Origin of the sequence: Sulfuritalea sp. (genome assembly GCF_031426875.1) — a bacterium.
GTDB lineage: Bacteria > Pseudomonadota > Gammaproteobacteria > Burkholderiales > Rhodocyclaceae > Sulfuritalea.
Genome location: NZ_JASJPC010000009.1, coordinates 1 through 13208, shown reverse-complemented (window position 1 = coordinate 13208; position 13208 = coordinate 1). Strand labels below are relative to the sequence as shown.

Annotated in this window: 3 protein-coding genes and 3 tRNA genes; all 6 read left to right on the top strand. The window is 64.3% G+C overall.

From position 1 onward, the window contains the following. The 6 genes from RMO95_RS04900 (at position 1) to RMO95_RS04875 (ending at position 13120) form a co-directional block, all read left to right on the top strand. Positions 1-2049, top strand: coding sequence for a hypothetical protein (locus tag RMO95_RS04900; RefSeq protein ID WP_310449473.1), 2049 nt, complete (start codon positions 1-3; stop codon positions 2047-2049). A gap of 59 nt (positions 2050-2108) precedes the next feature. Then, positions 2109-11270 (top strand): putative Ig domain-containing protein, encoded by a 9162-nt coding sequence (locus tag RMO95_RS04895; protein ID WP_310449472.1) that lies wholly within the window; start codon positions 2109-2111, stop codon positions 11268-11270. Between the two features lie 57 nt (positions 11271-11327). Continuing rightward, positions 11328-12686: an HlyD family type I secretion periplasmic adaptor subunit gene (locus RMO95_RS04890; protein ID WP_310449471.1), complete on the top strand. Its 1359-nt coding sequence runs from the start codon at positions 11328-11330 to the stop codon at positions 12684-12686. 120 nt (positions 12687-12806) lie between these two features. Further along, positions 12807-12891, top strand: a tRNA-Tyr gene (locus tag RMO95_RS04885). 51 nt (positions 12892-12942) lie between these two features. After that, positions 12943-13016, top strand: a tRNA-Gly gene (locus tag RMO95_RS04880). A 29-nt stretch (positions 13017-13045) separates the two neighbouring features. Further along, a tRNA-Thr gene (locus RMO95_RS04875) sits at positions 13046-13120 on the top strand. The last annotated feature ends 88 nt before the right edge of the window (positions 13121-13208 follow it).

Sequence of the window (13208 nt, the reverse complement as noted above, 5' to 3'; positions counted from 1 at the left end):
ATGACCACACTGACCATTGCTGACTACCTCAAGTTCGCCAATCTACAGATGGCGGCAGAAGCCTTTATTCGAGATGAGAAGACAAATGCGCTTGCCTCGTCTGGAACCGACTTGATCACCGCCCTCATCGCCGGCAACAACCGCTCCCTCAAATTCACCCAACCCCAGGCCGACGCCTTTGCATCCCAATGGGAAGTGCTCGACCAGAAGGCCAACACCACCACTGGTTTCTCGGGGACGCTGTTCAAGGCGATCAAGGACGATCCAGCCAACGGCATCAGGAAGGACGATCTCGTCCTCAGCTTCCGCAGCACCGAATTCACCGACGACCACGCCCGCGACAACAAGGCGACCAACGAACTGGAGATATCGGAAGGGGGCTTCGCCCTGGGCCAGATCGCCGACATGGAAGCGTGGTACGCCAAACTTGCCGCCGATCCCGACAAGCTCGCCGGCAAGACCTACACCGTCACCGGCTACAGCCTGGGCGGACATCTGGCCACGGCCTTCAACCTGCTGCGCCAGGAAGAACTCCAGGCCGGCCCGCCACCGGCCACCCTCGACCAGGTCATTACCTTCAACGGCGCCGGTGTCGGGAAGATCGGCCACGGCAGCCTCAGCGCCATGCTCAACCGCTTTCGCGTCTTGCGCCAACAGGCCGAGACGAGCGCCGGGCTGTCCTGGATGTTCGCGACCGATAAAGGCCAGGAAATCTACGCGCAACTGCGCGCCGACATCCAGGCCAATGGCGGCCTGCTCACCGGCGCCATCCGCGATCGCGTCGCCACCGCCTTTGGCACAGACCGCGATTCCCTGCTCGAACAGGATTACCAACTCCTGCTCGGTTCGCGAGGCGCCGTCTATCGCGCCCTGACCATCAACGACGTTGCCAATACGGTGCCCAATCTGAGTTCGGGCGACACCAGCCTTTCACCCAAGCGCGTGGCCGACCGCGACATCCTTGCCGAAAACATTGACTACCAGCTCGCCATACTGGCCACGCGCACGGAGTTCGCCACCGAGGTGCGCAGCCTTGCCGGCGGCATCGTCGACCTGATCGCCAGCGGCGGCCTGGACAAGCTGCCGGGCACGCCGGCCTTGCCCAACCAGTACGACGCCGTGGGCTGGGAATACTCGTCCGGCAATCCCGTCGCCGTGGTCGCGCATTCGCTGTGGCACCATGGCACCGACGCGCATCTGTTCATCGAGGATCAGCCCAATTGGCGTGGCGGCATCGGCCTGGCCGGGCTCAGCGCCACGCTGGCCGCCGCCGACGTGCGGCTGCTGGTGAATGGTTTCAGCACCAAGGACTTCGGCGACGACCACAGTCTCACGCTGATCATCGACAGCCTCAACGTCCAGAACACCTTGCTGCAATTGCTGCCCGCCGACCAACGCGCTACGGCCGCAGGCACGCTCATCACGATCCTCAAGAACGCCTCCTGGCGCAAGGCAGAAAACGGCGACCTCTCGATCGGCAACAGCCAAGGCCAAGCCGAAGGCGACGTCCTGGAGAACGTCGTCAATGCCCTGGCCGACCTCTTCCTCGGCCCGCAGACAAAGGCCAACCGGCTCAACGGCAACCCGGACGGCAACACATGGTGGAGCACGTCCGACAGCGGCGGCTACAGCGGACGCGACAAGCTCTACGCCACGCTCAACGCCATCACCGGCAGCGAGAGCTACCAGACCCTGCTCGCCGCCGGCAGCCCCGGCCTCACGCTGGCCGCCGCCGGCGCCAGCCTCAAGGACAGCGCCCGCAATGACTTCGGCGCCTTTGCCGCGCTCTACAGCCTGAGTCCCTTCGTCCTCGGCACCGGCAGCGCGGCGCAGGCCGTCCTGTTCGAGACCTCGCCGCTGTATGCGCTCTGGAAAGCCGACCGGGACGCCTGGGCCAATGGCATGCCGGCCGAGTCCTGGCCCCGATCAGCGACGCCTGGCTCGCCGACCGAGCCGAGTTCCTGCAGCGCAAGAGCTGGTTCAATGGGCAGAACATCAATCCGCAAAACCCCGGCTACAAGCCGCAAGATAGCGACCATCCCTATCTGAAAGATTCGACCACCCAGTATTTCACTGACATCGCCAGCGGCTACACGATTCAGCAAGGGATGCTCGATTACAGCACCCACGTCTACGCCTTCGGTGCCGATGGCGCCGACACGTTGGAGGGCAAGGGCGTTGTCGACCACCTCTACGGCGGGGCGGGCAACGACACCCTCAACGGCAATGCTGGCGACGATCGCCTCGAAGGCGGCACGGGCGACGACACCTACGTCCTGGTCGCCGGCGACGGCAACGACACCGTGCTCGACAGCGACGGCCAGGGCACGATCAAGCTCAACGGCGTTGCGCTCGATGGCGGGGACGCCGTCTCCGCCGGGGTGTGGGCCAGGAACGGCGTGACCTACCGCTTCGTCCCCGATGCCAATGGTCGCGGCCGGCTGCGCATCGAAAGTGCCGCCGGCACCACCACGGTGGAGAACTATGCCGCCGGCGAACTGGGCATCACCCTCCCCGGCGCACCGAAGCCGCCGGCCACCCGCACCATCACCGGCGACGAGGGCGACAACAGCCTCAACGACAATGTCTATGCGGGCGTGATCGCCAACGAGCTGATCTCGGGCTTGGGCGGCAACGACAACATCGTCAGCATGTTCAGCGGCAAGGACGATTACGTCCTGGGCGGCACGGACGACGACTGGATGATGGGCGGCGCGGGTAACGACGTCGTCGCTGGCGGCGCCGGGCGCGACATCGTCGTCGAAGGCAACGGCAACGACCGGCTGTATGCCGACGAAATGCTTACCGTCGGTGCTGCCTTGAAGAAACAAAATGATCCGGGGAGCGGCGCGCAAGGCGAAGCGCTTTCCGCCGGTCCGGGCGACGACCTGGCCATCGGCGGCAGCGGCCACGACCTTCTGCTGGGTGGCAGCGGCGAAGACATCCTGATCGGCGGGCCAGGCGACGACACCATCGACGGCGACCTCCTGGCGGACAACATTTATCGCACCTGGAACGTGGTGCGCACATCGGTTGCCGACGAGGCCGTGCTGGGGGGAGTCCGCCGGCTCGTGACGTTTAACGACATGGACCTGAATTGGGCGAGCGCGGGCGGCAACGACGTCATCTACGCCGGGGCCGGGGCGGACTGGGTGACGGCGAGCTACGGCAACGACTTCGTCGATGGCGGTGCGGGCGAGGACGTGCTGGCCGGGGGCCGTGGCAGCGACGTGATATTTGGCGGTGCCGGAAAAGATGTGCTGCTGGGCGATACCGAATTGAAAGGCGAGCCGTCCGTCGCCGGCGACGATACGCTCGATGGCGGTGCCGATGACGACACGCTCTTCGGCGAAGGCGGCAACGATTTGCTCAGCGGCGGCGGGGGCAATGACTTGCTCGATGGGGGCAGCGGCAACGACGATCTTCGCGGCGGCGAGGGCGTCGACACGCTGGCGGGCGGTGACGGCAACGATACGCTGCTTGGAGGTACGGGCGCCGACGATCTTGACGGTGGCGCCGGCGATGACGTCTATGTGATCAATCTGGGCGATAGCGCACCGGGTTCGACCACGGTCGAGGTCATCAAAGACGCGGCTGGCCGCGACACGTTGCGTTTCGGCCCCGGAATCGGTCTGGCCGACTTGAGCCTGACGCGGGTTGGCGCCGAGGATCTGCGCTTGGCGTTCGGCCAGGGGCGCATCGATATCAAGGGCGGCCTCACCGACGCCCTTGAGCGCATCGAGTTTGGTGACGGCACTGCCAAGGAGTGGGCGCAGTTTGTCGGCAGCAAGCTCAGTGAGGCAGTATCTCTGTCGACTGCCCGTCCCGGTGCGACGCTGCTGGGCGGGTCCTTGGCTGACACGCTGATCGCTGCGGGCAACGATGTGCGCGTGAGCGGCGGTGCGGGCAACGATGCGATCAGCGTGCTCGGCAGCAACGCCACCCTTTACTATGCGCCTGGCGACGGCACCGACCGCATTGCGACCGCTTCGACGCCGACGGGCAATGGCAATGTCCTGAAGCTGTCCGGGGTCACCGGCAATGACCTGACGCTCAGGACGGGCTCGCTGGCGATCCAGGTGGGAGCCGATGCCAACGATGTCATGCATTTTGACAACTTCAGCCACGGCGACGTTTTTGCCCAGCGCCCGTTTGAACGCATCGAGTTCGACGATGGCTCCACGCTCGGCTATGAAGCTCTGATGGAGCAGGGCTTCGATCTGGAAGGCAGCGACAGTGCCGACTCGATCGCCGGGACCAATGTCAGCGATCGGATCGCGGGAGGCGCGGGCGATGACAATCTGCAAGGCGGCGATGGCGTCGACAGTCTCACTGGTGGCGCAGGCGCAGACATTCTCAGCGGCGGCAGCGGCAATGACACGTACTTCTTTGCACGCGGCGACGGCAAGGACCGGATCGACGACTGGACAGAAACTGGCGCCACCGTCAATACCCTGAGCTTTGGCGCCGGCATTGCGCAGTCCGATCTGGTGTTCGCCCGCCGCGCCGACGGCAGCTTGCATATCGGCATTGCGGAAACCCGGGACGGGATAACGCTACCGAACTGGTATCGCGCCAGCGGGGTGACCCGAAGCATCCAGCGTCTGGCATTCGAGGACGGATCGGTCTTCGACACGGCCGCACTGGACAGCCTCGCCATTGCGCCCATCGTTGGCACCAACGGCGATGACGTGCTTGTGGGAACGGCGGTCGGCGATACGGTGATGGGGCTGGAAGGCAGCGATACCCTCAGCGGCGGCATCGGCGGTTGGGTTGACGATACGCTGATCGGCGGCGCCGGCCAGGATCGTTATGTGCTCGATTGGACGGAGTTCTATTTCGACGGTGAGTCTCCAAAACACACGCTGATCGAATCCACCGGGGAAACCAGCACGGTGGTGCTGCGGGAACGCATGACCGCCGACCTGTTTCGCGCCGAGCGACAGAACAATGACCTGTGGTTTCATGTGCGCGGAGCGGATACGGGCTTTCTGATCCAGGATTATTACGACGGCAACCAGGTCTGGCAGTTGGAGGCGGCGGACGGCACGGTGAGTTCGATGGAGGATTTCATAGCCGGTTCCGCCGGCAGTGGCGACTTGCTTGCCGATGCATGGAGCGACCAGATCGCGGCAGCGCACTACCTGTGGCGCTATCAGAATACGAAGCCGTACTCCCAGTACTCGTCGTATCAGAAGGTGACGGAAGATCACTATTCCAAGCAAGAGGTCAGCTACGGTGTGGGCACGTCGGCGAGCGCGAATCTGTCGTACTCGGTTGAGTATCGTTTTGCGCCGGACGGCACGAGCTATGCCGCGAGCGAAGAGACGATGCATATCGCCCATTTCGGGACGGTGAGCGGCATGACGCCGTCGCAGACGACGAACAACTACAGCTTCGGCTACCGCGAGATTGCAGGAGGAGACCAGCCCTATCGGGCGGAAACCGTCAGGACGGAAAGTTCCACCGCAGTGGATTTCAGCGTGACTTGGGGCTCCGCCAGCTATCAGTTCACCACCGGGCAGTACCTTGGCGAATTCCTCGTACCGCTGACCTGGAGCTATTCGGAAGACGAGGAGAGTGAGCCGGTAATGACTGGATGGGCACAGTCCCAAGTCTGGTCGGGCACGGCGAGTGTAGGCGCCGGGTTTGTGCTCGATGGCGTCTCGCCGTGGAACGCGACTACCGTCACGGCAAGCAAGGTAGTTCAGCAAATGGCCGATGCGGCGAATCTGGCCATGGACGAGGGTCTTACCCAGAGCAGCCTGAATGTGCTCCTGCCCGGACGGATTCAGGGAGTACAAACAACGCGTACCGAGCTGCACAATGTGCTGGGATATCGCGGTGGCGCAGGCGACGACGTGCTGTATTTCGCGCCCGAGACTTTGGTCGATGGCGGTGCCGGCAACGACATCTTGATTTCCGATGTCGCCGCGGCGGCGCTGGGCTTCGGCGGCGAGGGCGATGACATCGTGTTTGGCCGCAGTGCGGACGACGTGATCTCTGGCGGCGCCGGCAATGACTATCTGGCTGGGAGCGGCGGTGACGACACCTATCTGGTCGTTGGCCAACAGGCAGGCTGGGACGTGATTGACGAGTCGGTCAAGCGCATCAATCTACTGCTGCCACAGTCGAACTATACCTACAGCCGAAACAACGAGAGAGCAAAGGAGGGATCCGGGGAAGGGAGCACCGACACGGTACGCTTCGACGCTGGCGTTGGCTTCGACAGTCTGAGGTTTTCGCGCGGCTGGCTGCATTCCGGGATGGTCGATAACACGTCTACCGCGGCGCTCTATGCCACGCTGGACATTTCCTGGGGCGGCAGCGGCGGCTTGCGCATCGTCGAGCCGGAAGGCGGCTTCGTCGCAGGCAGCATGGCGGGCTACGGCATCGAGTATTTTCAGTTCGCCGATGGCTCCCGGCATTCGATGGATGAACTCCTCGCGCGGGCCGCCGACCCGGCCTATCAGGCGCCGGATAGCGAGCGCTGGGTGGCACTGACTTTGGCGGCCGACAAGACCGCTGTCAATGGCACCGCAGGGTCCGACAACCTGTTCGGCTCGGCAACCGTCCATGTGCTCAATGGTGGCGACGGCAACGACTGGATTTATGGCGCTGGCGGCGATGACATTCTGATCGGCGGTGCCGGGGCCGATGTCCTGACGGGATATGCAGGTAAGGACGTAATGGCTGGCGGCGACGGCGACGACATGTATTACGTCGATTCGACTGGCGACGTGGTGGTCGAGAGCGCGGCCGACCGTGCGCAGGGTGGGACGGATACGGTGGTCAGTCCGGTCAGCTATACGCTCGGGGCGAATGTCGAGAAGCTCTTTCTGAGCGGGAGTGGCGCGACTTCGGCTACCGGCAACGCTGCGGACAACAAGATCAATGGCAATTCTGCCGCGAACATGATCGATGGCGGGCGCGGCAATGACGATCTCGCCGGCGCTGGCGGGCAGGACGTCTATGTGTTCCGGCGTGGTTCGGGCAACGACATTATTTTCGACACAGTCGAATCGGGTATTGAAGACGTCATTCGGTTCGAGTCGGACGTCCGTCCCGCCGAAGTAGTGATCAGCCATGACCCGATGCATTTGTACCTGCGCTACGGCGACGATTCGATCGCGCTGCAAAACTGGTTTTCCGGCGGAGACAAGAACAAGCGCGTCGAATTTCAGGATGGCACGGTCTGGCTTGCTGCCGATCTCTATCGCAGCGCGTTGGTGGGCAGCGATGGCCCGGATGTCATTCAGGGCTCGGACGATCCCGAGTCGATTAGTGCGCTTGGCGGTGACGATTTTGTGTTTGCCAATGGCGGTGCGGACGTGCTGATCGGCGGTCCAGGGGACGATCAATTGTGGGGCGGTACCGGCAGCGATGTCTATCGATTTGACCGGGGCGATGGCATCGATCGCATCCAGGATTCGCGCACGGCCGACGACGTCGACGTGATTCGCTTTGCGGATTCCGTGCGTCCGGCGGACGTCACCGTAACTCGGGGCTTTAACTCCATTTATCTCAGCTATGGCAATGATCGCGTTGAGCTGATGCGATGGTATTCCTCTGGTGAGGATTTCACGAATAAGCGGGTCGAATTCGCCGATGGCACGTCGTGGAACGCGGCGGATATTGAGGCCCGGATCGTCATGACGACGCCGACCGAGGGCTCCGATGTCTTCTACGGCACCACCGACTTCGCGACAATCGACGGGTTGGGCGGCGACGACGAAATGTATGCGTATGGCGAAGATGCGGTTGCCTATGGAGGCGCCGGTGGCGACTACATCGAAGCCGGGCAGACCTCTGCAATTCTTCATGGCGGCGACGGGGCGGACGATATTGAAGCGGATAACGGCGGCGCCGCGCTGCTGGCGGAAACCGGCGACGATTGGATCTACTCCTACGGTACGGCGGCCAGTCTCATGGCCGGCGGCACGGGAGACGACTACGTCGACATCCGGTCTGCGACGAGCGTCGTGGCTTTCAATCGCGGCGACGGCTATGACACCGTTGCCGTGAGCCAGTCGGCGACGCTGTCGCTGGGCGGCGGCGTGACGACGGGCGATCTGTCGCTCACCCGTGACGGCAATGACCTTGTCTTGACGCTGGGCACGATGGACAGCCTACGTATGATTTGGTGGTACCCGTCGAATCCCGATTATCCGCTGCACCTCGACTTGCAAATCATCGACGCCGACGTCAGGCGCTATGACCTGTCCGCCGTGGTCGCCGCGTTCGATGCGGCCGGCGCGGAAGCCGCCTGGCCCATCGGCGCGCTGCTCGACGCCGCGCTGGTGGATGTTTCAAGCGATAGGGCGGTGGGTGGCGCGCTCGCCATGCGCTATGCCAGGGACGGCAATCTCGATGCTCTGGAGGCCGCGACGATTCAGTCGATTCTCGGCGATCCGCAATTCGGTCTGGCGCCGCAGGCCGTTGGGCGCGGACCGATCCAGGGCACCGACACTGCCGACGCGCTGGCCGGTACGGCCGATGCCGATACGCTGGCCGGCGGTCCGGGCAATGACGTCCTGGCCGGCGGGCGCGGCGACGATACCTATCTCTTCAACGCCGGCGACGGCATCGACCGCATCGCCGATACGGGCGGCATCGATACCCTCGAATTCGGCGTCGGCATCGATCCGGCGGCGCTGAGCCTGGGACTGGGTTCGCTCTTGATCCGCATCGGCACCGGGGACGATGCCATCCACATCGAGGGCTTCGATCCGGATGCGCCCTTGGCCAACCCCGTGATCGAGCAATTCAGCTTTGCCGACGGTACCCAGATGAGTTTGCAACAATTGCTCGCCCACGGTTTCGATATCAATGGTGACGGCGAGTTGCGTGGGACGGCCTTGACCGACCGTATAGTCGGCGGGGCCGGCAATGACATCCTGAGTGGCGGCGCGGGCGACGACAGTCTTTCCGGCGCGGTCGGCGACGACGGCTATTTCCTGCGGCGCGGCGACGGCAATGACGTGGTAATCGACGCGGCGAGCGCCGCCGCCAGCAACCGCATCGTCTTTGGCGAGGGCATTTTCCGTGGCGACTTGAGTTTCGAGCACGAGGCCGGCGGCCTGCGCCTGCGCTATGGCGCGACGGATTCCGTGCTGCTGGCGGGTTACGGGGTCGATGGGAACAGGGTCGTTGCGGCAGTGCAGTTTGCCGACGGTGGCATGGTGAGTCTGGATGAACTGACCAATCGGGCGCCATTGGCGCAGACAATGTTGGACGCATTGAGTCTGGCCGAAGATGAGCCGTTCGTGTTCGACTTGCCGGCCGGGGCATTCGCGGACAACGACTTGGGCGATGAACTCGGCTTTGACGTAACTCTGGCCGATGGCAGCGACTTGCCAAGCTGGCTGGGGTTCGATCCGGCCACGGGCGATCTCGCCGGCACGCCGGGCAACGCCGATGTCGGCGAATGGGCGCTCAAGTTCGTCGCCACCGACCGCTGGGGCGCAACCGCGCAGCAGGCCATGACGATTGCCGTGCACAACGTCAATGATGCGCCGCTGGTGGCGAATACCGTGGCCGACCTGACGCTGACTGAGGATTCCGCATTTGTCTTCACCCTGGCCGAGGACAGCTTCACCGATATCGACTTTGGCGATACGCTGAGCTACCGGGCGACACTGGCCAATGGCGATCCGCTGCCGCCCTGGCTCGGTTTCGACGCCGCGACCCAAAGCTTCGGCGGCACGGCGACGAACGACGATGTGGGCGCAATCACGCTTGCGGTGACGGCGACCGACCTCGCCGGCGCCTCTGCCAGCCAGCGCTTCGTCCTGTCGGTAGAAAACACAAACGACGCGCCCGTCGTTACCGCCGATGGCGCCTTCCTGGCTGAGGACGACGTGCTGACTGCCAGCGGCAATGTTCTCGCCAACGACCTGGACGTCGACGCCGGAACCGTGCTGGCGGTGGCCCATCCAGGCGACTACGCAGGCCAGTTTGGCGCCTTGTCCCTGGCGCCGGACGGCAGCTACACCTACTGGCTCGACAACGACAGTCTGGCTGTCCAGTCGCTGGCGACGGGCAGCACGGCGGTCGATCGCTTTGCCTACGCCGCAAGCGACGGCATGGCGGCCGTGGAATCCTGGCTCGACATGTTGGTCGCCGGGATCAACGATGCGCCGCTGACCGCCGCGGACAGCGCCTGGGTTGTGGAGGATGCGCAGCCCGCGGTGAGCGGCAACGTGCTCGCCAACGACAGCGATGTCGATGCCGGAACCACCCTGACCGTCGCCGCGCCGGGCACTTCCGAGGGCCAGCATGGGGCGCTGACCCTGGCGGCGGACGGCAGCTATTCCTACCAACTCGACAACGCCGCGCAGGAGATCCAGGCGCTGGGGCGCACCGCGCAATGCATCGAGCATTTCGACTACATCGCGACCGACGGCATGGCCGGCACCGCGGCAACACTCGATGTGACGATAAGCGGCAGCAACGACGCCCCCATCGTCGTCACGCCGCTGGCCGACCGGCAAGTCAACTTTCACAAAGCCTTCCAGTGGCAGGTGCCGGCGACCAGCTTCGCCGATGTCGATGTCGGCGACACGCTCGACTACGCGGCGACGCTGACCGACGGCTCGGCATTGCCCGACTGGCTGCATTTCGATGCGCAAACCCTGGTCTTCTCGGGCGTTGCGCCGAAAGCCGAACTGAACCTGGATGTGCGCGTTACGGCCACCGACCGGGTAGCCGCGACCGGCAGCACCGAAGGCAGCCTCTCGGTGTCCGACGTCTTCGTGCTCGCCGTCAGCCACGGCAACGAAGGCGTCGGCAACGGCGAAGACGCCCCGCCGCCGGGACATGAGGACAACCACAACGACGGCGACGGCAGCACTCCGGGCCATCCGGGGCGCCGCGGCGGAGGGCGCGACGAGGACGGCGGGCCGGAGCGCCGCAACGGGCGCAACGCGGGCCAGGGCAAGGACAGCCGTCGTCCGACACCGGAAGGCGACGGCCTCGCGGCGTGGCTGTCGGCGCTCGATGCGGCATCGGCCCCGGGACATGCCCCGGGTTTGGCTGCCAAATCGAACGCTACGTCGGCCATGGCGAAGCGCTGGAATCATGTCGACAGCGCGCTGGCGCAGCATCTGGCCAACGCCGGGAACGCCGGTCTGGGTGCCCATGCCACGTCGCTGACGTCGAACATTGCGCCCTCGCTGGCCACGGCCAGCGACCCGCTCGCCACCCTGTCGGCGAATGCCACGCTGGAACGGCTCAAAGGACTCAAGGAAGGTTTTAGAAAAGTCGCGTAATCGAACCCGCCGCTCACCTCGGCCATCCGGTGTGAGCGGCGCTGTAGAGGAGTATGTATGGCGATCAAGTTCCCCCACTTCGCGCTGCCCGTAGCCCCGCCGCTGTCCCCCGCCGAATTCGACCCCGCCCTGGCCCGGCTCTTGGCCAGCCCGCCGCCGCCCTTGCCCAAGCTCGTGTTGAAGATTGCGCTGGCCTTGGTCGCGGTGGCACTGGTCTGGGCCGCCGTCGGCCGCCTCGACATCGTCGCCGTGGCCCCGGGGCGCCTGGTGCCGCAGACCTACGTCAAGATCGTGCAGCCCACCGAAGCCGGCGTGGTGCGGGAAATCCTGGTGCGCGAAGGCGAGCAAGTACAGGCCGGACAGGTCTTGATGCGCATGGACCCGACGCTCTCGGCGGCCGACCTGGCCGGCGTGCGTCGCGAACACGAGCGCAAGCGTCTGGGCTTGCGCCGCATCGATGCGGAACTCGCCGAACGGCCGTTCGTCATGGAGTCGGGCGACGCGATGAGCGTCTTTGCCGAAATCCAGGCCCAATACACCGCCAACCGCCACGCACTGGCGGCCGCGGTCGACCAGGAGCGCGCCGGCCACGAGCGCTCTCGCCAGGAAATGCAGGCCGCCGAGCAGACCCGCGACAAACTGGCGCAAACCCTGCCGATGTACCGCGAGCAGGAAGCCGCGTTCAGGAAACTCACCGCCGACGGTTTCAGCGGCAAACTGATGGCCAACGACAAGGCGCGCGAGCGAATCGAAAAGGAACAGGACCTCAAGACCCAGGAACATGTCATCGCCCGCGAGCGGGCCAACATGGTGCAATCGGAGCGGCGCGTGGCGCAGATCAGGAGCGACAACGTGCGCCAGTTGCAGAACGAGCGCGCCGAGACCGCCGATCGCTTCGAGAAGCTGGCGCAGGAACTGGCCAAGCAGGATCACCGCCACGGCCTGCTGGAACTCAAGGCGCCGCAAAATGGCCGCGTTAAGGACCTGGCCACCCACACCACCGGCACCGTGACGCAGCCGGGCACCATCCTGATGACCCTGGTGCCCGACGCCGAGACCTTGCACGCCGAGGTCTGGCTGGCCAACGACGATGTCGGTTTCGTGCGGCCGGGGCAGGAGGTCAAGCTCAAACTCGCCGCCTTCCAGTTCCAGAAGTACGGCATGGTAGACGGCAGGGTCGAACAGATCGCCGCGGATGCCGCCGAGAAGACCGATGGCGATCAAAAACTGCCGCAAATGGCCTATCGCACCCTGGTCAGCCTGAACCGGCAGACGCTGGCCGTCGACGGCGTGCCCTATCGGCTGGCGCCGGGCATGCAGCTTGCCGCCGAAGTCAAGCTCGGCGAGCGGACTATTCTCGAATACCTGCTGTCGCCGGTGCAGAAGGCCTGGCACGAGGCCGGGCGGGAGCGCTAGGCTGGCCGCCGGAAGGGCTTGCACGCGGCGTCGGGGATCCCAACGTCAGACGACGACAGCAAATGACTTATGTTGTCGTTGACGATTCGGAAAAATTTGGTGATAATCGTCGGTTCAGCTGGAGGGGTTCCCGAGCGGTCAAAGGGATCAGACTGTAAATCTGACGGCTCTGCCTTCGAAGGTTCGAATCCTTCCCCCTCCACCAGCAGGTTTTGGCAACAGGTTTTACAAGGCGGTTAGCGGACAAGTAGGGCGGGCGGCGGTAGTTCAATGGTAGAACCTCAGCCTTCCAAGCTGATTACGCGGGTTCGATTCCCGCTCGCCGCTCCAGTTTCTGTTTTGCGCAGTTTTGAGTTTCAGCCCTTGTAGCTCAGTGGTAGAGCACTCCCTTGGTAAGGGAGAGGTCGCGTGTTCGATCCACGCCAAGGGCACCATTAATCTAGTGCATTTTTGTTGGGGTAATCGACATGGCAAAAGGCAAGTTTGAGCGGACGAAGCCGCACGTAAACGTGGGGACGATTG